Raw genomic sequence first — 21,410 nt, forward strand, 5'->3', positions numbered from 1 at the left:
ACGGCTCCACGCGATACGGCTCCACGCGATCAGCATGCCCAAGCGACTGGGCCATTAGAGACACGTACTCCTCGAACCGTTTCGTAGAGGCTTCCATCGCTTTCCTCGTAACTCACTTGAAGATAAGCAAATAATGCCTTATTTTTTAACACAGTAGTACTAGGCAAGTCGTTTGAGGAACACAGACAAAAGGCATCGAGGCCAACCGGCTAATCAAGTGAGCCAGCGTTCTTGGCCAAGCAATAGTGAGAAAAAAGGCCGGCATCTCTGCCGGCCAAGCGTCCTTGCACCTAGTGAACAAGGCAAGGTCGATATGACTTGTCTCCAGCGCGCCCCGAGAGCGCGCTGGCCATAATCGTGAGGGGTATTAGAAGCGGTGACGCACGCCAACCATGGCGCCGGTCTGGTTCTGGCCTGCAATCGTGTTCATAGCATTGGTCACGCCGTAGGTGGCCTGCCCCTTGTTGTTGACATAACCGAGCAGCACGTAGGCATCGGTACGCTTGGACAGGGCGTAGTCGGCATTCAGCACGAACATCCATGAATCGTTGCTGTCCTTGCGGGCGTCAGTATAGTAAGCCGCGCCGGTCAGACTGAAGGCAGGGGTGAACTTGTACAGCGCGCCCAGCCAGTAAAGGTTGTCTTGGCGGACTGCGGTCGCACTGGTGAGCTCGTCGCGCATCCAGCGGTAGCCGGCGAACACCTTGGCATCGCCGAACGCATACGCGCCACCGATTGCGGCGCGCTTGGCCGCAGCGCCTGACGTGGCGATGGTGCTGCCCTGGTACTGGTCATAGGCGACACCCACCGAAACCGGACCGTTGGCGTATGCCAGGCCGCCACCGAAGTTCTTGCCGACCCGGAAGCTACCCGGCACCTCGCCACCGTTGGTGACGTTGCTGTCACGGCCGAAGCTGTAGAAGCCAGTGGCGGTCAGGCCACCGAACTTGCCGGTGTACTTGACGGCGTTGTCAGCGCGTCCATTGAAGCCTTGGGTGTCGACCGAGTTGAGCGAGTAGCTGCTGCCCACCGCCATCGGGTCATAGGCGCCGAACAGGTCGTACAGGGCGTTTTGCTGGCGGCCAAGCGTAATGGCGCCAAGGTCGTTCTGCAGGCCGACATAAGCCTGGCGGCCGAACAGGCGGTTGCCCTGGCCGGACTTGCCGGTGTCGATGTCGAAGCCGCTTTCCAGCACGAAGATGCCCTTCAGGTTGCTGCCGAGATCTTCCACGCCGCGGATGCCCCAGCGCGATCCGGAGAGACCGCCTGACGTCACGCCCGTGACCGAGCCACCGCCGTTGGGGCCTTGCACATGGCTTTGGAAGCTGACACCGGCGTCAGCGATACCATAGAGCGTCACGCTGGACGATTGCGCGGAAGCAGCGCCGGACACGGCGCAAGCAGCAGCTACTGCCAATACGAAGAGAGGTTTTTTCATTATGAATTTTGGTTTCTGTTTGAGCCGGTAAGTTCACGCTACCGGGGAAGCCTGCCTTGGCGAGAAACGAGACAAGCAAGGCCGACTCCATGCGAGTGACGTATCGTAAGACACTTATGTGACAGTACGAAGTAAACAGTTCGCAAATAACAACAGGTATTGTTCCGGAAACTGAAAAGACTGTTCGCGCAGATGACGAGAAGAAGCGTTGCACGGACCGCGTGTACCGGTTGCAAGGGCACGCGAGCGGCATTGCTTCGCTGCAGTCTGGTCGCAATAAGAAGCACTAGCTCCTGGCGGGACCATCTGGCCGCGAGAAGAGAACGAACACCATATCGTGCTTCATATCGCCGACCCCGCACCCGCGAAAAGGCCAGAAGCATCACATGAGATGACATCGCTTTGTCACATGACGAATTCATGATTTCGCAAATATTGGAACGTAGCCTTCCGTGTGCCGTCTTACTTGTCCCTTATGGCTCACCGAGAATTCGTATTTCCCCCAAACACAGGCGTTGTAGTTGCCTGGAATTCCCGATGTTCAACCGCCGTGACACCGCACTCGTAAGCAATTGGCAGGCGGTGGAATCCATATTTTTGGCGACGGTCAATCATCGTGAAACCTGTAGGAACCCCGCGTGCCAGAAAAACACCTTTCAAGCCACTATGACGGCGACCTTACCAGCTTATTGAGTGAGGTCCTGGCGATGGGTGGGCTGGTCGAAGCTCAGTTGCAAACAGCCATTCGCGCGGTGGACATGCTCACCGTCACCCATGCGGAACAGGTAATTGCCATAGAATCGCAAGTCAACATAATGGAAATCGCTATTGACGCGCACTGCAGCCATGTCATTGCGCGCTGGCAACCGGCTGCACGAGACCTGCGTTTTCTCATGTCCATCCCGAAAGCCGTCTCAAACCTGGAGCGCGTTGGCGATGAAGCAAACAAGATTGCCAAATTGACGCGCTGCATCATCCGTAGTGCGTTGAGACCCGGCATGGAATTTCCGGAAATTCGTCGGGCCGCTGCACTAGCGCTACGGCTACTTGGTCAGGCGCTAGATAACTTCGCGAGGCTCGACGCCGTCGCAGCCGCCGAAGTCGTCCGCGATGACGGTGCCATCGACAAGGAATATCGTGGCTTCGTCGGCGCCATTAAGGGCTGGATGGTAGCGAATCCGACATTGACCTCCATCTCGCTTGACTACCTTTTTATTGGTAAGGCAATTGAAAAAGCGGGAGACCACACCAAAAACATTGCGGAACTAACCATCTATATCGCGAACGGCATTGACGTTCGCCGCATCCAAAAAGCGGTCAATGTGCCCACCATCGACAAGGAATTTCAACTTTCATGAAGAGGATGGCAAAAAAAATTGCCCTAGTCGTTGATGACGATACGGCAATCCGTGAGAGTGTCATCGGTAGCCTTAAACAAGCCGGGTTTACGCCACTAAGCGCACACAGTGTTCTCGCAGCGAACCGGATAATTTGCGAATTACGCCCGGAGATAATTCTTCTCGACTGGCTGTCTCGTGGCCAATCGAGTCTGTCGTTCGCTAAAGAGCTACGCGAAAACTATCGCACAAGGCACGTTCCCATCATCATGCTCAGTTCTCGCGATGATGAAACGGATGTTATCGCCGCCTTGGATGCAGGAGCAGATGACTACATTATCAAGCCATTTTCACCCAGAGAGCTGGTCGCACGAATTAGGTCCATACTACGCCGTCGCGCTCCGGAACTCACAGACGACCTCGCCGTCGTCGGCCCGATTTCGCTTGACCCTGTATATCGCAGCGTCACGGTGACAATCAGCAACATAGAAAGTCAGTTGGAACTCGCCCCGACCGAATTCAGATTACTGCACTATCTGATGGCTCACCCCGAGCGCATCCATAGCCGCGCTCAAATTCTTGACAAAGTGTGGGGTGACCACGTCTCCGTGGGCGAACGGGTGGTCGATGTGTACATCAAGCACTTGCGAGCTTGCCTGACCCGGGCAAATCTGCCAGAAATCATTCAGACGGTCAGAGGCGCTGGTTATCGGCTGACGGCCAGCTCCTGACATCTTAACTGTAAGCACCCAGGCAAAAGCTAAGGGCTGGAAAAACAATAAAGCTTCCCATTATTAGGTCCAAGCATGTCTCTACCCACCCAACTCCCTCCGTTGCGGCGCTTCCGCTCGCTCTCGCTCATCGCTCGGCTATGCCTCGCCCTCGCTTTTGTCTATGTATTCGGCGCAGCCGTCGGCGTGACCGGGATAGGAAGTTTGGTATTCGTCAGGCATACCACTGACCGTCTATACGATAACGACCTGGCTGGCGCCTTAGTTGCGGAGCAAGCGCAATCAGCCATTGCCGAGACAGCCCGTGCTCAACTTTCATTGACGGCCGCCACGAGCGGCGAGGAGCGCGAGGTCGCAAAGAAGGAGATGTTAAACGGGATGAGGACACTCGATGCCCTGCTAGCCGACTCCGCCTCGCCACAAACAGCGTTGTTGCAGACACGCGCAGCAAATACAAGAAAGCGAAGGAGATGGCCATCGCCTATATCGAGCTGATGCTGCGGCAGCCGCTCGATGCCATCCAATTCGAGGCGACGGTATCCGTAGATGGCCATTTCCTCGTCGAGCAGTTGCAACGCCTCACGGAAACGGTCCGGAAGCTCAAAGACCAACAGTTGGCACAGGCGAAGGCTACGATGGCCTCTGCTTCGGCATCGCAAAGCGCAGCTCAACTCATCATGGGGGGACTGCTCGCCGGGCGCCTGCTTGCTTCCGTCGCGATGGCCTATGCCATTGCTCGCCATGTGAGGACGGAGCTCGGTGGTGAACCGGCGGACGCGACACGCATTGTCGACCGTATCGCTGTCGGTGACCTCAGCCTGCCCATCGCAGTACGAAAGGGGGATACCTCCAGCATGCTGGCAAATCTGGCCAAGATGCAGTCGGATCTCAAGAGCATTCTGTCCGGCATCAAGGACGCCGCCGCCTCGGTCTCGGTCGCGACGAAAGAGATATCGTCCGGCAACCAAGACCTGTCGTTGCGCACTGAGAAACAGGCTGTGTTGCTCGAGCGGGCAGTGGCATCAATGCGAGAGCTGCTTGAAGACGTGAACCGTGCCCAGGATGAAGCCGAGGAGTCCAGCACAATCGCAGCCGCAATGCTGGAAGCGACGACAGATGGAAGCAAGGTCACAGAGCGCCTCGCCGGAAAGATGACCGACCTGCACGGCCATTCCCGCGCGGTTGCAGAGATTGTGCAGCTTATCGAGACCATTGCTTTTCAGACCAACATACTGGCGTTGAATGCTTCCGTTGAGGCTGCCAGGGCAGGTAGCCAAGGGCGGGGCTTTGCAGTCGTTGCGGCAGAAGTGCGAACGTTGGCGCAACGCTGCGCCGCCGCTGCAAAGGAGATTGGTGGAGTCATCTCAAAAACGGTGGCGGACGTGAACGCCGGCGCGACTCTAGCTCGCGATGCGACCATTTCGATGGCTGGTGTCCGGCAATCGGTTGAGCGAACCGTGGCGTTTGCTGCTGCGATGCACGCGACGAGCCAGAGTCAGGCTGACAAGCTTGAGAAGCTCAGCACAGCTGGGCACGCGATGGAGGAATCGACACAGCAGAATTCCGCCTTGGTCGAGCAAGTCGCGGCCGCTGCAAGCATGCTCGAGAAACAGGCTGAAGGCCTTGCTTCTGATGCGGAAAATTTCAAGCTTGATGTCTAAGGTCTTACCCGAGCGTGGCCGACTCCGCTGGTTCAGATTAACCCGACCGCTAGCCGCGTTGTTGTGAGTGTACCTAGAGCGCAGTTACCCGGGATGAATAATCGTACTCGTACAAAGTACGCGACATGACAATGACAATTGCAGAGCGCATAGAACAGAATTTGCTATGTTCCAGCCGATCGGGCTCCTCGCCTCGGGAGAGATTCTGGGATATGAGGCATTAATTCGGGGGCCGGCTGGGTCGACTCTGGAAAATCCTCAGGCGCTCTTTGAGCGGGCTCAACGGGAGGGCTGTACTGTCCGCTTGGAGCGGTTTGCCTCGCGGGTCGGTATCCGTGCCTTTACACAGGCGCAGCTTCCGGGAAAGCTGTTTCTGAATTTTAGTGCGATGGCTATCAGGGAGATAGTTAGCTGCGAAGATGATGTGCGAAACTTTTTGGAGGGCGTTCAATTCTCCCCTGGGCGTATAGTCATCGAACTGACCGAGCAAATATCTCCAGAACCCCTGGATTCCCTGGAAATCTCCCTTCGAGTCATGCGGGAGGCGGGAGCCCAGTTTGCCTTGAACGACCTTCACGGCATTCTTCTATCCTGATGCGTATGCAGCCGGACTGCGGCTCGAGCAGTCGGCGGCAGCGCTATGGAATGGGTTCGTGAACGCGCACGCGGCCGCGCAACTGGCGGGGACCGCGGAGATCCCGATGGACTACTTCACCCGTGCCGTCGAGTCGATGTTGCTGAATGGGCCGCAGTGGGACTCAACCGGGTTGGTACTCGAGCCAGCGCACTGGGAGCGAGCCGTCCGGGAGTCCGGCTACGTGGCGGCGCAGCAGACAGTGCGGTTGCAGGTGTAGCGATGGTACTGCCAATACTCATAGTGGCGCCCGTCCCGGTACAGGGGTGCGCCTGCGCCAGAGCGGGTGGCAGTAAATGACCGCGACGCGCTCATACGCTATTGGCGACGAGTGCCTTGCGAGCGGGCATCGAATCTGCGCCGCCCTCCATAGCCGGCATGGATGGGCCCGGCCGGCGCCCGGCGGCGCACCTGCGCCAGCGATTAGCGTGCGTAACCCCGCGCAATGCGCAGCGGCCGACCCTTGACTGGACCCGTAGTCAATTGTGGCGGCGTCACGGGGTCTGCGGCGGTAGTGGCCGCCGGCCTTACCGCCTCGCGTTCGCGTTGCACCTGCGCGATATCGCTGGCCGAGCGGCGCCGCTTGCCGGCCTGCTTGCGTCTGAGTGCGAGGAAAGCCTCGATCGGGTTGTCGCCCGGACCGAAATCGAGCTGGCGCGCGCGCTTGGCCTTGAAGATCTGCTGGCGCAGCCGCAATGAATGCGGCTCGTAGCGCCACTTGCCGCTAGCTAACAGCTCGTCCAGCATTTGTCCGTCTTCAATGCAGGCCCCGAGGCGTCGCAAGTCTGACGGGTCGTAGTGAATGCGCAAGCGCTGCCCAATGAGGCCGCTGCTCCGGGCGAGTCGCTCGCTGGTATAGCGTACGTGGTAGAACGTGATGTACGGGCGCTCACCGCGGCCGAGATTGCCGTGGACGCGGCACAGCACGGGGTCGTGCAGCAGTTCGGGGTGCTCGCGCAGAGGCTTCGGAATCAGGCGCAAACGGATCGGCTGCCGACCGATGCCGAGCACGTGCCGGCGCATCATCTCCAGGGGAGTAAGACCACCCAGGCCAGCATGGGGCGTGCCGTGGTAGTTCCACACCGTCAGATGCAGCAGTTCCTCCAGTTCCTGAGTCGTAGCGAGCAACCTGAAAGTATCGGCCGGATCGCGCAGCCGTTTCAAAATATGCTGTGCCGCATCCCTCCCCTTTACTGCTCCTGGGAGCCGCCGCGAGAGCGTGGCGGAGACCGTGCCAAAAAATCGCTCGATGAAGGGCCGGTCGTCGGGTTGGTAAGCCGGACCAAAGTCCGCCGCACAGCCCAACGCCTCGCACACGACATCAAGGCTGGTTGCAGCCAAATGGGCGCGCGCATTGTCTAGCCGGATCTGTCGCCAGCAGGCGTAGCGGGTCTGTTCCAGGGCCTGCGAGACGAACCCGCCGCTAGGCAGCAGGCGTAAGCCCGGCAGCATGAGTTCCGGCGTCTTCGCCGGCGTCACCGCGCGTTTGAACGTCTCGATAGCGTCAAAGCGACTACATTCACGCTGCAACGACAAGTTGTAGCCGAGGACACAGCGGGTGGCCACGTCGATGATGGCCAACAACCAGACACGCTCGATTTCATAGCTTTGTTCACCCCCAAGGGGGTCGTGTCGACCACCTTCAGGCGCACGTCCATTTTGTGGGCGTCAAACTCGACGGTGTCGAACGCATCGGCGGAGCCCCGCTCTGGCAGCTGCCGCAGCGCCGACGCGAGCTTGATCCGTCGGCCGGCAGCGCGCGCGGCAAGGTCAAAATCTTCCTGGATCCACCCCCTGAGCGTGCGGGCCAGGGATCGGACGGCCTTGTCCTTCTGGTTCAGCGGATAATCGCCGGCGCCTAAACCCAGTTCACGACAAGCCTGCTGGAAGCGTTGCACCACTGCCTTGACGCCGACAAGGCGGCCTCGCTCGCCGGGTTGCAAGACGACCTTTCCCGTTTCGATCTCTCTGCGTAACTGCTCGGCCAGATTGCAGTGATGCTGCAGCAGCTGTCCAAAGGACCCAGCGTTGCCCGCCTTGCCGTGGACCAGCACATGGGGCACTTTGTTTCTTTCATACGGCTGCACCCGGACCTGCGGCACCAAGGCTCGGAATCCCCACAGACGGCCATCGGGGTGCGCACTCACTGCGCGGCGGACTAAACGTTGCAACGTGGAACGGTGGACGCCCCACGTCCTGTGAATGTCCAACAGAGAGCTACCGCTGGCATAAGCTTCGATCGCGTCGCGACGCTGTACAAACGTGGTCCGCGCGTCGTTAGCAAGGAGGCTATCGTCTATTTGCGGCCAATCCGACAGACGAATTGCATTCGGATCGATTCGGCGAGTTGGCCCAGTCATTTGCACTCCCTATGCCCGCCGAAAGCGCGTGGCTCCGCTCAGTGACGCTACCGCAGGTCAGGACCAACGACGCGGCCCGATGCCAGCAAGGCAAAGAGCGATGCCTCCACGCCGCCCGGATCTTGATCGGAAAAGCGATCGAGCACCGCATCCAATGTCCTCGGTCTGCTCAGATAAACCACGATTGCCTGCTCCCAGTATGGGGGCGTGGAATCGTCGGTAGCTGACAAGGTAGGGGACAATGCGCGCCCAGTTGGCGATCGGCACAGTCCAGGCCTGCAATTCGGTTTGGCGAATGACGCGTACTGGCAGACCATGCAAGGTACTTGTCTCAGCCGTGAGTTCATCAGGGCCCGGCCGGTTGCCATCTTCAGCGCGACGGCGCTCAATCAGCCAGAACTCCCCGGCTGGCGCCTCTCGCAATTGGACCCAGAAATCAACCACTGCGCTGCCCGCATCGGCGACCCGGACCGGGCGCTCGGTGAACGTTTCGATCGCGGGATTGGCTTCAACCATCAGCCAGGTTCGGTAAGCCTCGTAACTACCGAGGCTCAGCCGACGCCTAAGCTTTGGACTGAACACCTCTATGCGTCGCCGCCATCCATGGCCGGCGCGACCGTGACGGCATGGAGCGCTGGTGGCTGGAGGTGACCGGCAAGGGCAACAAGGCGCGATCAGGTGTGTGAGCGCCGACCATGGCCCGGAGCCGCCGTGAAATAGACAAAGGACCCTTACCATTAATTATCGGCATTTCATTTAAGTACACAACTTCGCATGGCTCGGATTTCCAACTGGCGATTTATGTTAGAAATCAATCACTTGGCGCCGTTCCGTGTCGATGGTATTTCGCAGATCTGAGAGCTACCTGACGGCCCGACTGAAAGGAGATTTGGTGACTCCAGACGACCATCTGAACCCGGAAGGCTAGCCAGGCTCTTCGCCGACCCGTGCCCTCTGCCTCTGGATTGACTGGTCCCAAAGTACGCCGCGTAGAGCTGCCCGGGTGGTGGACCGAGTGGCCGCCGCTGGCGGCGGCTCCGGACCGTCCGTCAAGACATGCCTCCCGGTTTTCTGGATGGCGCCAGTATTCGCGCAGCCCCTCGTAACAAGGCCGCTAGCTGTCCGCTAGGACGCTATGCGAGTCGAGGTGCGCATTCAGGAATACCTTGCAGCGCGTTTGGCAAACGTCGCGAGCGTGGTCGCACTCGATCTTCACGGTTCAATGCTTGTCCCAATCAGATACCCCCTACCCCGCCACGGGCCGAGGTAACGCAAGCAATTCGCCGGAGAAACCGCCGGCTATTCTACTAAGGGGGCTCGATCAGCTCATTTGGGGCACGGGGAATTTGCTTGCGGCGGACCATCTTGCCTGAGCAAAACTTTTCGGATTGTTCGCGCCCGACTCACGCGCCCGACAGGAGATTTATGAGTCACTTTCATGTATGAAAGTGCGAATACGTCCGATAACTCTCAGATACGATCTAGCTAATAATTTTCAGCCATCCTCGGCGCGGACGAACGCGCCTTTGCCGAGGCGGCGAGTTGAAGCCTACTTCGATCCCCGGGCGGGCGCGAATCGCTCCTTCAATTCGTCGACAAGTGCACGCCGTTGAGCCGGATCGAGCAGCGTGATTTCGAATGACACCTTCCCTGAATCCCAATCTTTCAACACCCCAAGCGGCTTGCCATCGGAGTCAATGAGGCGGTGCTGGCGGGACGTCTCCTTCTGCTTACGGGCAGGCTTGGATTCATAACGGGCGCGGGCTTCTTCTACGTCCCGGCAATAGGCCTGTTCGTCACCAATTCGGGTCGCCATTGCACCGGCTACGGTGCTGCCCGCGACCTTCTCCAGAAGCGTGAGTTGATACAGCGTGGAAAGGGCAAACGCCTCCGGCTTATCCCGCACTATCTCGAGGACAAGCTCCGAAAGCTTGAGAATGGCTAGGGTCTTGTTGATATTCGGCAGTGACATCCCAGTTACTTCAGCGATCGCCGATTCGTTTGGGTAGACGCCTTGGTCAATCAACGACCTCCACGCCAACGCGTTATCCAGCGGAGACTGGGCTTCCCGCTCTGCATTCTCCTTGTAGGAGAGCTGATAGAGCTGCTGATCACTCAAGTTAGGGTGTATCAGCAAGCGCATGCTCTGAATGCCGGCCACCTTCAGCGCCTTGAAACGGTAGTGCCCACCGGCGAGAACACGGCGTCCGTCCCGAATCGTTGCGATCCCTGGGACCAATTGACCGTCCGCCCGAATGCTCTCAGCTAGTTCGTGGACCCGTTCAGGGCGGTAGAGTCGACGGGCATTGAATGGATTATCATCAATCAAACCAAGGTCCGTTTCCTCATAATACGGACCACTTTGCCCTTCCACCGCTTTGGTCACAGTTGCGCTTGTTTTCGCTCTGACTTCCCCGGCTCCGTCATGTTTAAAGTTTGGCTTCAATACCTCGGCCGAATTAGGGAGGATGACGACAGGCGTCTCGGGTTGCTTTTCGGCAAATCCGTTCGGTTGGCGTTCAACAAGAGCCTGGGCACGCGCGAAACGGTCTGCCGGCGGTGCGGCTGCGACCGCCTTGTTAGCCTGTTCACGCATCATTTCGAGCCTGCTCTTCCCCATTATGCGACCTCCCGTTGCTTGTTCACGCTGCTTTTGCCTTTCACCGACTTGCGCGTCGACTCAATACCGAGCTTACCCAATACAACCTTCGCGAGTTCCTCAACTTCCTTGGCTGCAGCGGAAGATCCAGACAGTCCATGCACTGACAGGCCAAACATCTGGGACTCTCCATAGGCATTTCGTTGCTGGAGTCCGGCCTCGAGTAGGGGAATACCTTGATCCTCCTGCAAAATTTCCGTGCAAGCCTTGAAGACATTCCCACGCCTGGCCATCGACGACACGCAGAAGGTCTGCAGATGCGGATTTTCTTCCAGAGCGCGCCTAGCGAGTTCCTTAGCTTCCCGGCTCGCCCATACGTTGTCCATCAGTGGAATCACTGGAATCAGCGCGAGATCGGAGATGTTCAACGCAGCCCACGGGATTGAGGATTCGATAGCCGGAGGGCAGTCGATCAGGATGATTTCGTGGTTCTCAGCGTGCTTCGCAATTTCGCCGATCAATTTTTCGCGCAACGGCGCAAGGCTAATGACCGTCGCCGGAAACGGCTTGTCCGCAGATGCCTGCCCCGCCCAAATCGTACTGGTTCCTTGCTTATCCATGTCGACCAGCATCGTCCGGTGGCCGCGCAGGGCGAAACTCGCTGCAAGCTGCATCGACACCATGGTCTTGCCGCAGCCCCCCTTCTGGTTGAAAACGGTCACGATCTTTGCCGGCATACACTCCCCCAAAAAATGTAACGCAAATTAAAAATAACATGCAAGCAGAACTTTATCTTGCCTCGAACTGTGATAGGCATTTTCACGCATAAAAGCCAGAAATTTATGAAGGATGCGTTGCATACCGACAACAGAGAGCGGGCGCGTATGATTTTCCTAAGCTCGCAGCGGTCGGTCCCGCCTCGTGCTTTCATGCATGAAAGTGGGTCGGAAGTTCGGTCCTCATCTTTCAAGCATGAAAGTAGGGAGCCTGATCTCCCGCACGCAACGAAGATTTGTAAGGCGACAGTACTCCCTCTGCACGGATGGCGAAGCCAACTTTCAGGCGTGAAAGCTCCCACTCTGACCGCGAACAGGAGACCGCCGCCTCTCATCGCCGCCACAGGACATTGGTTCCGATTTGACTCTCGAGGCATTCCCTGCCTACAAGGCGGTAAGCGTTGCGCACAATCCTCGAGCGCGAAATCTCCCCTAATTAGGCCTGAACTGCGGCAAGCGCCCTTGCTTTCATACATGAAAGTGGGATCGGGGAAGCCCGCACCCCCGCTCGGCGTAAAACTGCACCGTCGCCCCATATTCCTTCCGCGGGGATCTCGAATCCGACTTTCAAGCGTGAAAGCTTGTTTTGAGTGCGGGAAGCGACCGCAGTCCTCTCACCATTCTCTATGGAACGCTAGCTTCTAATGCGGATTTCGATCCAGTTTCATACGCGAAAATATTCCACGTCTGCCCTGGAACGACGTGGAAGTGTTCGCCCTTGCTTAACGCTAGTCCACCAAAGAACAAATTCCTCACAGGACGGGACTTTCAAACATGAAACCTGCGGCCTCGACGGGTCATGTCTAAAAAATTCTCTTTTTGAAATAGCTGGACGTCTTCGGCCATCCCCGGAACGGACTTTCACGCTTGAAAGTGGGTCCCTGCTTGTTTTTTTGACATCCCATGAATTGATGCGGGTCATAGTAACAACGACGCCTGTACGTGGCATCGCAATGCCGCAGTCACAGCAAGACTTGCATGCATGAACGGGGCGAGAATACCAATAGATGCCCTACCGTGGAGCCCGTCGCTAGATTAAAATTTTTTAATACACTCGGGAAGGGATTCGCGGACTACATGGAAGGCAGTCTTCTTGCAGCGGCACTGGCTACCTTCTACCAGCCGATGTTTTTACTAACTTTTTAAATCAAATATACCGTATCGGAAGGATGTGAGACCACTTTCACACATGAAAGCGCGTTGCGCGCTACGGTTCTGCAGCGTGATTAAAATAAACAATCGGAGGTTCGAAATCTTACAATGAACTCGCCTGCCGCAAAACGTCTTTCGACGCTGTTGGTTAGGGGGTTCGCGGGTCACAGACTTGGACTTGGCACGTGGCCGAGCCGCAGTTTCGGTCTCACCACCACCCCCGTTCTACGCGGGTGCGCGTCGAGGAGGGCCCCCCCCCGAGACGCTGTTCTGTTCACCGCGAGCATGCGGTGAACATCCGAGAGGCTGGTGCCAGAGGCAATTGCCCGCGCCGCCATAAGTGCGGCCACCTCGTCCCGCAACCCACAGTCGATCGCGGAGCGGCTACACCGCGCATCCTTCAGCCGAAGCGCCTTGGCGCCATGCAACAAGCGTCCGGCACAACTCAGCAAAGCCCAGCAGGACGAGTCAGACAGTGGGTCAAGAAGCAAAAGAAGCGGGCCTGCGCCAAAGCGGGACTCAACGGCGGGATCCTGACCTGCGCATGGGGCAGAACGCTCACACCGGTTCTGTCGGGAGAGTTCTCGGCCAAGGTGACGAAGAAGGCGATGCGCCTCAGACCCAAGGGTAGCGACGGGACGCTCCGAACCGGGGTCCGAAGGGATCCCTACGATCGTCGCAGAGGACTGATCGTAACAGCAGTAGAGCCTCCGCCATGGAGAGCTACGCCGCCAGCGCCCTGGAGGTCGGGGCTTGCCGCAGTCCCTGTCTCCTGACAGGAGAACAACTCCGGGATCCTTTCGGGGCCGACGGCCGGAAAAGAGATTCACGCAGAAACGGGTACGCGTTGCGAATTTCACCGCGTCAATGTCGCCCAGCGTACAGATTGCATTTCCGGGGCCTATGCCGGTCGCACAGAAGTCCTACTCGGACTGAGAGATTCCCGATACGTGCCGACGCTGCTCATGCTCCCGTTGCGTCAACGTGAAGGCCACTCAAAGACTCAAAGGAAACTCAAGCCAAGCCGGACTTGCCTAGGGTGTGGGCCGGAACGGCTAAGGTGTAATTGATTGGTGCATCGGCCTTAGCTGACTAGTTCGGCGGTGGATGCACGGCCCATGAAAGAACCAAGCTCCAGGCGTAGGGCAGAGTGCCCAAGGATCTCCAATTCGTCAGGCACAGCTTTGGCCTTCACGCGCTTCGCGGCGATCTTGAAGGTAGCTTCCTTCTGCAGTGCTTTGCGTACCCGGGCACGTGCATCTTCGCCCAGGTCAAGGTAAGCTGCGATGCCAGCCTCAGCTTCGCTCTCGGCGGTCCTTGTCAGCTTCCGTTGGGCTTCGGTGGTCTCAGCGATAGGCTCAGCCACCGTCAGCTTAGGTGCGCCCGCATTCGCCATCTGCAACTCGATATCGCTCAGGCGCAAATTGTCGCGGATAGCTTTCATCAGGTACATCGCTGGCGCCTTCACCTTGCCACTCTTCACTCGGAAGCGCGTCAACTCGATTGCAGCCTTAATGCGCTCGTCGGTATATTCGTCCCGGTTCTCCACCAACTCGTCCAGTTGCTTCTTGCTGAGACCAAAACCTTTGACCAGAGTCTCATAGAGGTCCTTCAGTTCGTGAGGCGAATTGAAGTCGAGCACCAGCTTGCCGGAGGCGTTATCTCGCAGCTTGAACCGAAGCGCGGCAACACGGCGGGAGCCTTGCGCGTTCTTCGTTTCAAATTCGACGTGCAGATCGGTCAACTCGTTGACCTGCTTGATACCCTTGTCGAGAACCTGGCGCTTGAACTCTTTATATTCGGTGAGCGACTTGACCGAATCCGCATTCACCCAGCGTCGTATCTCGTCCAGAGGGATCCACTCGGTGGTTCCCATGAATCGCAGGGAGCTCAAGCGTTCATAGAGAATGTAGGCATAGCTAAAGAGCGCCGCCGACATCCGCAACGATAGATACGTGTAACGCTGAGGATCCTTTAGTTGTCGGTGGATCATCTCGTCGACTTTGAACGTGATCCTGCCACCGGCGATCGCGACCGGCCCGAGCAAGGGTATGGAGGCCCACTGAGGATCGCCGCCTTTGGTGCCTTCAACGGTCACCTGCACCGACGACTGTTGGCACTCACGCAGCACCTTCTTGAGGTGAGTGATGTTGTTCGACTTCTCGTACTTGGCCAGCCACTTGAAGTAGCCTAGATCAAGGTCATAGTGGGTCTGGTCCGGCCGCTCCGACACCTCGAGCCAAAGCGCGTTGATCGTTCGGCGTGCCAACAGGCTCAGCGTAGTAACGTCAATCAGGACATTGGTCTTTCGGTACCCGATTTCGCGTGGCGATTCAGTAATTGCGCTGTCAGGTCCGAGCTGCTCTCGCACGGCTGTGAAGATGTCGAAGCCGAGCTGCTCCGGCGTCGTTTTCCTCACGATGTTTGCCATGCTTTCCTCGTCCCTCAGCATCAATGCACGTTACTATCGTGGCTAAGGTGTAATTGGTCAAGTTAACAATGCCACCTTGGTCAGCGATTGGTTGGTTTACGCCACAGGACGAAATTCCAAGGTGTTATGCATTGGTGCGAATCTGTTCTTGCGTGCGTGTTCTCACCATTACCTAGCCCAGGGAGTGCAATGCCGCCATACTCGACCAACCAATAACACCATCGGTACCAACCAATACCACCATAGAAATCATTGATGGGCGGCAAAACGAACTGCAGCGCGGGTTCCAGGTACTTATCCACATGCCAGACCAATGAACTACACCTTGAACCAACTGTTAACGCCTTGGCACCAACCAATTACACCAAGGGGCACCAAAGCTTTACACGTTAACGTACCAATCAATGTCACCTAACGACCAATTACTATCACCTCCTTACCAAACGTTAACACCTTGATCACCGTAACCAATTGATTTAAAAGGGGAAAACAGGGTCTGTAATAGCTGTTTGTTTACAAGCAAGAAAGCTTGCTAGCAAGAGAAAGGTAGCAATGCAACTTCGACACGCTATTGCTCGCCTCAAGGGCAAAGTTTTTCTGTCTATGCCTACCTGGTGGGCGCAGAGCATGTCTTACAGGAACTTACCTGTGACATCTCTTGAGTCCCGAGCCCGCCAACCCTTATGGCATAACGTTCTGTGGGCGCTGACCGATTTCTAAGGTGTAGTCGATTGGTGCGATTCCTGTGGTTGGCAGACAGATGATACGCATTGGCGCAGTACGCAATCTGGCGAGCAAGCACCGGACCTCAAGGTGAAACTCATTGGTGCAGATCCGACTCGTGCACACCTTTGTCTGGCAGAAAGTGACTAGAAGTAGCTACACGAGGAACTTAAAGTGCTAGATTGATCTCTCTCAACGCCGCCCTTCACCCTTCAGGGCCGAATATTTACCAACGAATACCACCTTAGCTCCGCTCGAGCACGAAAGACTTCAATAAGTGCCTTATTGGTGGTATTTATGAGGCCATTAACACCAATGAATACCACTTTGACGCAAGGATCAAGCAGCATCCGGGTGTGGATCCTACTCTTTGTGCTTTACCCTCACCTGCCTTGATCCGGGAGTAGGGTGCATTCGTTGCCGCAAGGCCCGCCAGTTGGAATCCTACAAGGCTCCTGTGGGGGCCGCGCCGCGCAAGCTGGTGCCGGATGGGCTGCGGCAATCGCTGTTCCGGCTGTCAAGGCCAGTGTCAGCCAGCCGACAAGACGCCATCGAGTTCACCCTGTAACGCTGTAACGTATAATCGATTGGTGCCAGCGGCCAAGGTGATAGTGATTGGTATGCGTGCAGAACCCGCTGACTTTCTCGAAGTGACATGCCTCCGCGCCCAGTCTGGCGGTGTTCCCTCGTTCTCGGCTTATGGCAAAGCCAAGGTGGTACTCGTTGGTGTGCACGTTCGGGGGAGCCTCACAACGAGTGTCATTTATTGGTGCGCCGGTAACCTGGGTGCAATACAGCGAAGCGTAGGAGCAAGGTGGTATCCGTTGGTGTCGAGCTGTGGCACGGCTCACACGATCGGGACAAAGGTGGAATCCATTGGTGCCAACGCTGGCTCGTGATCACTATGGTGTAAATGATTGGTCTGGCAGCAGAGGAGCGAGAAGAAGTCGATGAGAAGATAGGGAAATCTCTGTAACTTATTGATTTTTTTGAAAAAATTTTGACATCAGTGCCAAAACCCAAGTCTTCAGCCGACCAAAGTGGTAGTGATTGGTGGCCTCTTATAGCAACGGCGGCGCTAAGGTGCTATCCATTGGTGCCGCCTAGCTGCAAAGGTGTAATCGATTGGTACAGCTACTGGCCCGCCGATTAAGATCATGTGGAATCTAAAATATCAATCGTAAGTTACTGAATAAAAAGGAGTATCTGTTGCGAACACGGCACCGCAATGCACCAACAACTACCACTTTGCCCGGGTAGGAGGGCGTTGCTGGTCCTCCGGAGGCACGCGACGATTATCTGATCCACCAAACGGTACCACCTTCGGTCACGCTTCAAGTCGATTTAGAGGCTATATAAGGGTTATAGCTGTAGCAGTCACTCACAAATGTGAATTGACGCGGCCAGGACAGGCCGGGAATTCACCAACGGCTACCACCATAGCGCTACGAAAGCTCCCGCGAACCTCCAGGAAGCTTGCGAATCTGTACCAACCAATGACGCCTTAGACTTCTTGTAGCCGTCAAAATGGGAGTCGGTACTAACTTCGACACTGCTAACCTCACCAATCGGTATCACCTTGCCCGTTTTCTGCGGATGCAGTCGGCCTTGTGCATCAGGCCGCCCACAGGTTAACGAGACAACTTCGAGGCCGACGTAGCGCCCACCTCAATCGTTGGCTACGGTCCTAGTTCCTGCCATCTAGCGCTTCCGCCGCGGTGGAGACGCTGAGCCGACACTTGGGGAGTAGAAATGACCGGCGGTGAGCAATGAACCAATGAACTAAGCTCCTACGCACCCCTGCTGCGGTGACCATGCGGCCCGCTCGATCTTGCCTAGGCTCGTCTCGGTGACTGGAGTGCCGCTGGTCTTCAGCGTGAACACCGGCTTAGCGACGACGGGAAGAGGCGCGAGGCGCTCGATCCAGGTGGACAAGACGGGGACTGCGAACAGCGCGAGAAGCACGGTCTGCGCCGCCCACACACCATGCGCGGCCCACGGAGATAGGCCAGGCCGCCCCTCGGGGGTGTAAATCCGTGACGACCGAAATGCGGCCTTCAGCGAAGGTGAGCGAGGCCGCGCTATCCCTCGCCGCCCTGAAGAGCGGGGCGTGCCGCGCACCTAGTCACGTGCGCCGGCGACGAGCGCCCACAAAGTATTCCCCGGGCGGCGGCTAACTGCGCCTCCATCACCGCCAAGGACCGGCCGCGTTTGAACGGGTCAGGACAGGGCCGAGCAAAGGCCGACTGCCCGTCGTTCGCCTGGCAGGCCGCCATCTCCCGCAGGAGATCGAGCGCGAGCGCATGGGGTGCCGCGGCCCTACGGCCAGCCTTCTCGATCACTACCGATGCCTCATCAACGCTGAGCACGGCACCGTCGGCGCGCGTTACCTGGACCCCGCGGAGCCTTGAGACCAGGTCTGAAATGTTCGCGGCAACAGCAGCTGCGGCTTCTCCCTTGGCGCGCTCGGCTTACGCTTGCATTGTCCGCTGTTCTGCGACAAATGCGTAGTCGACCGTCTTGGACAGCAGGGCCTGGATGTAGGCGAAGAGTTCCCTGCCCTTGAGTGGTATCAGGGCATCGCTGACCACGGCGATTACGTTCGAAAGCCGGTGGCCGACGGCCTTAGCGCGTTTCATGAGGGCGAACAGGCCGGTCAGCGCGAGTCCGTTTTGCGTGACCAGCCAGGCCAGCTCCGAAGGCACGGCTTTGCCCAGCACGCGAATGAATGGGCTCGCCCCCGGCGACTGTTTCTTCGAAGAAGATTGTTGAGGGGGTAGGTTAACGTCTCTCACCGGTGCGAGTTTGGGCAGCCGGCGGGTGGGTCCCCGGTTCTGTAAGTCGGGGGTCCTCGCCGTGGCACCCATCTCACGAGACGGTTGAGCTGACGCTAGGCCAAGATTCCGAATGGCTTGCACAGAAAGCCGAATCCGACCAAGGGCCTTCAGATTGTATGCGGACTGTCTTTGCTCCTCCCGCTCGATCAGGCCGACACCCTCCAGGGCTGCAAGGCAACGATAGACGGTCGCCTCGCTAAGCCGAAGTCGGCGTGCGATCGTGACCTTCTTCATGAAGATCCAGTGCGCTGGATCTTGCTGTTTCACGCCGTTACGAACCAGGCAGGCAAGAACCTGACGCTGCGTCTGCGTCAACGCAAACTCATGCAATGCCTCATAGACGCGCACGAGCGCGTTGGCAATCTTGCTTGGTAGGTAGTGTGGTCCGGAGTCGCTTGCGCCGTGGGCGGCAGGATGTGAGCTGCCCAGGGCGCTAGGATGCGTGGCACCGTTGCCGATGGGCGAGCGCCGCCCATCGGCTTCCATGGTTCGAATCATGTTCCGCCGTTCTATGCAAAAAAATCTTGTGAAGGCGTTGACAGGACCCGAAGGCTTTCCTAGACTTTGCACTCAGTGGGAGGTGCAGTCTGGTACGCCTTTTTCGGGTCCCGGCAACTTCCGCAGAAGCCAGGACTGCAATCCTGGCTTTTGTTTTTTGGTTCTTCAGACTTTCGTGTGGGTAGGTAGTACGCTTTCGCGCATGGCTTGGTAAGGAGGTGTGCGATGGACAGCGTGGAACTGTACCGGCGGCTGCTTGGCGTGACCGCGCCATGGACGGTGGAGCGTGTCGACCTGGACGTGGCGCGGCTGCATGTCGAAGTGCATGTAGGGCACCTGGAGGGACAGCGGTTTTCGTGCCCCGAGTGCGGGAAGGAATTGGCGGTCTATGACCACCTTGGCGAACGGGTGTGGCGACACCTGGATAGCTGCCAGTTCCTGACGTATCTGCACGCGCGGCCTCCGCGAGTGTCGTGTCCGGAGCATGGCGTGAGGCAAGTGAGGATGCCGTGGGCGGAGGCTGGGAGTCGGTTTACGCATCTGTTTGAAGCGCTGGCCATCGACATATTGCTGGCAACGAATGTCAAGCGAGCCGCGGAGATCTTGCGCATTACGTGGGACGAAGCCTGGCACGTGATGGAAAGAGCTGTATTGAGGGGGCGGGCGGCGAAAGCCAACGAGATGCCCCGGCTGATGGGCGTGGATGAAAAGGCAATCGCCAAGGGACATCGCTATATGACGCTGGTGTGCGATCTGGAGGAAGCGACGGTGGAATACATCGGAGAAGAGCGCAAGCAGGCCAGCTTGGCCGCTTACTTCGAGGCCTTCCCGGCGGCGTATCGCGAGGCCATTGACGCTATCAGCCTGGACATGTGGCCGGCCTACATCAACGCCTGCCAGGCCAATGTGCCTGGCGCAGACGAGAAGATGGTCTTTGACCGCTTCCACATCATGCGCCATGTCATTGAGGCGGTGGACAAAGTCAGAAAGCAGGAGCACAAAGCGTTGCTGAAAGCCGGAGACGACACCCTCGCCCGCAGCAAATATCTGTGGCTGACCAACCCGGAGAACATGCTGGAGCCGTCCAGGGAACGCTTCAATGCACTGAGGACGATGGAGCTGAAAACAGCTCGAGCCTGGGCCTTGAAGGAGGCGCTGCGGGGGCTGTGGAATTACCGCACCACCGGCTGGGCCACACGCTTCTGGAGGCGCTGGTACTTCTGGGCGACCCATAGCCGGCTGGCGCCGATGATTGACGCCGCCCGGCTGATCGCCCGCCACTTGCCGAATGTGCTGACCTACTTCAAACATCGCATCACCAATGCCGTTGCCGAGGGGTTGAATTCCAAGATCGCCATCCAGAAGCGAGCCTGCGGCTATCGCAATCCGGACCACTTTAAGATCGCCGTCTACTTCCACTGCGGTGGTCTCAACCTACATCCGGCTGCGCTGACCCACACGAAAGTCTGAAGAACCTGTTTTTTTAGGGTGGATCTGTCATGCCAGTCCCGCCTCGATCACGAACCGTGACGTTGGGTTCTTTTTAGCGGTGCTGAGTGCCAGCCAATCACGCGCACGAGTCATCCCGACGTAGAACAAGCGCCGTTCCTCTGATTCGGTAGTGCCTTTCTCATCTGGGATAACCGTCTCCTCTACGCGGATGACAGCGATTCCATCCCATTCGAGGCCCTTTGACGCGTGGATGGTGGTGAGCACCAGTGCGTCCGGTGCCGGCTCGTTGTTCTGTCGGCGCAGGAATTCCAGCCGCTCGGAGAACGTGCCATTGAGCCGAGAGAGCACGTCATAGGTCGTGGCGATCGCTCGCCTGGCAGGGTCTGCCTTGGCGCGTTGCGCCATCCACTCATGCACGCCTTCGAGGACCAGCGCGTAGAACTGCCGGTCGCAGAGGGTGCGCCATTCGGTCAACCGCCTGTACGGGGCCACGAACGTGCGGCTGGATGTTGCCGACAAGGTGCGCGAGTTGAGCGCACTGCTGCCCAAGCTGAACTTTTCCGGCGATCCGGCGCTCACGCGCATCCTGGATGAAACGCGCGAGCATCTGGCCCGTCACACCGGGGCGGACCTTCGCAATTCGAACGACCTGCGCAAGCAGGTCGCCGAAAAGGCGATGGAGATTGAAGCACAGATGGCAGCCTTCATGGGTGGTCCGCCGCCGTCGCCGGTGGTGGCTGCGCCGACCTCGTCGATGTTTGAACTGCTCACAGCGTGAGGC

At 57.9% G+C, this 21,410-nt stretch carries 15 protein-coding genes and 1 pseudogene; 7 read left to right on the forward strand and 9 right to left on the reverse strand.

Annotation, left to right across the window (positions count from 1 at the left end; translation table 11 throughout):
- Positions 1-367: 367 nt before the first annotated feature.
- The gene (locus AC1DQ3_RS30850; protein ID WP_477123921.1) at positions 368-1,438 is read right to left on the reverse strand and encodes a porin; all 1,071 of its coding nucleotides are present in this window, start codon (positions 1,436-1,438) and stop codon (positions 368-370) included.
- Between the two features lie 638 nt (positions 1,439-2,076).
- Between AC1DQ3_RS30850 and phoU the strand changes: the two genes are divergently transcribed.
- From phoU to AC1DQ3_RS30875, 5 genes are all read left to right on the forward strand, one after another.
- Positions 2,077-2,796 carry a phosphate signaling complex protein PhoU gene (phoU, locus tag AC1DQ3_RS30855; protein ID WP_477123922.1) on the forward strand — a complete coding sequence of 240 codons (720 nt, stop codon included), beginning with the start codon at positions 2,077-2,079 and terminating at the stop codon, positions 2,794-2,796.
- 5 nt (positions 2,797-2,801) lie between these two features.
- Positions 2,802-3,506, forward strand: a complete 705-nt coding sequence (locus AC1DQ3_RS30860) for a winged helix-turn-helix domain-containing protein (RefSeq protein WP_477123950.1) — start codon at positions 2,802-2,804, stop codon at positions 3,504-3,506.
- Positions 3,507-3,976: 470 nt separating this feature from the next.
- Positions 3,977-5,167, forward strand: a complete 1,191-nt coding sequence (locus AC1DQ3_RS30865; protein WP_477123923.1) for a methyl-accepting chemotaxis protein — start codon at positions 3,977-3,979, stop codon at positions 5,165-5,167.
- Between the two features lie 166 nt (positions 5,168-5,333).
- Entirely contained in the window at positions 5,334-5,762 is a 429-nt protein-coding gene (locus AC1DQ3_RS30870) for an EAL domain-containing protein (protein ID WP_477123924.1), read from the forward strand.
- 58 nt (positions 5,763-5,820) lie between these two features.
- Positions 5,821-6,021 (forward strand): hypothetical protein, encoded by a 201-nt coding sequence (locus AC1DQ3_RS30875; RefSeq protein ID WP_477123925.1) that lies wholly within the window; start codon positions 5,821-5,823, stop codon positions 6,019-6,021.
- Positions 6,022-6,224: 203 nt separating this feature from the next.
- Here AC1DQ3_RS30875 and AC1DQ3_RS30880 read toward each other — a convergent pair whose 3' ends face one another.
- From AC1DQ3_RS30880 to AC1DQ3_RS30910, 7 genes are all read right to left on the reverse strand, one after another.
- Positions 6,225-7,382: an integrase gene (locus tag AC1DQ3_RS30880; RefSeq protein ID WP_477123926.1), complete on the reverse strand. Its 1,158-nt coding sequence runs from the start codon at positions 7,380-7,382 to the stop codon at positions 6,225-6,227.
- Positions 7,277-8,161 (reverse strand): hypothetical protein, encoded by an 885-nt coding sequence (locus AC1DQ3_RS30885; RefSeq protein WP_477123927.1) that lies wholly within the window; start codon positions 8,159-8,161, stop codon positions 7,277-7,279. The genes AC1DQ3_RS30880 and AC1DQ3_RS30885 overlap by 106 nt, the downstream gene beginning before the upstream one ends.
- A gap of 57 nt (positions 8,162-8,218) precedes the next feature.
- Complete coding sequence (locus AC1DQ3_RS30890; protein ID WP_477123928.1) at positions 8,219-8,677, reverse strand: hypothetical protein; 459 nt, start codon at positions 8,675-8,677, stop codon at positions 8,219-8,221.
- Between the two features lie 1,033 nt (positions 8,678-9,710).
- Complete coding sequence (locus AC1DQ3_RS30895; protein WP_477123929.1) at positions 9,711-10,760, reverse strand: ParB/RepB/Spo0J family partition protein; 1,050 nt, start codon at positions 10,758-10,760, stop codon at positions 9,711-9,713.
- Between the two features lie 20 nt (positions 10,761-10,780).
- Positions 10,781-11,497: an AAA family ATPase gene (locus AC1DQ3_RS30900; protein WP_477123930.1), complete on the reverse strand. Its 717-nt coding sequence runs from the start codon at positions 11,495-11,497 to the stop codon at positions 10,781-10,783.
- A 2,275-nt stretch (positions 11,498-13,772) separates the two neighbouring features.
- The gene (locus tag AC1DQ3_RS30905) at positions 13,773-15,119 is read right to left on the reverse strand and encodes a RepB family plasmid replication initiator protein (protein ID WP_477123931.1); all 1,347 of its coding nucleotides are present in this window, start codon (positions 15,117-15,119) and stop codon (positions 13,773-13,775) included.
- Between the two features lie 3,194 nt (positions 15,120-18,313).
- Positions 18,314-19,177, reverse strand: coding sequence for a helix-turn-helix transcriptional regulator (locus tag AC1DQ3_RS30910; RefSeq protein WP_477123932.1), 864 nt, complete (start codon positions 19,175-19,177; stop codon positions 18,314-18,316).
- A 225-nt stretch (positions 19,178-19,402) separates the two neighbouring features.
- On the opposite strand from AC1DQ3_RS30910, the gene AC1DQ3_RS30915 reads away from it, so the two are divergent.
- Positions 19,403-20,647: an ISL3 family transposase gene (locus tag AC1DQ3_RS30915; protein ID WP_477123933.1), complete on the forward strand. Its 1,245-nt coding sequence runs from the start codon at positions 19,403-19,405 to the stop codon at positions 20,645-20,647.
- 27 nt (positions 20,648-20,674) lie between these two features.
- On the opposite strand, the pseudogene AC1DQ3_RS30920 reads toward AC1DQ3_RS30915, so the two are convergent.
- Positions 20,675-21,106 (reverse strand): annotated as a pseudogene (locus AC1DQ3_RS30920) (3'-5' exonuclease); the annotation flags it as partial.
- 52 nt (positions 21,107-21,158) lie between these two features.
- Here AC1DQ3_RS30920 and AC1DQ3_RS30925 point away from each other — a divergent pair.
- Entirely contained in the window at positions 21,159-21,407 is a 249-nt protein-coding gene (locus AC1DQ3_RS30925; protein WP_477123934.1) for a hypothetical protein, read from the forward strand.
- Positions 21,408-21,410: the final 3 nt, after the last annotated feature.

It is taken from the genome of Cupriavidus sp. 01T418 (assembly GCF_056398885.1).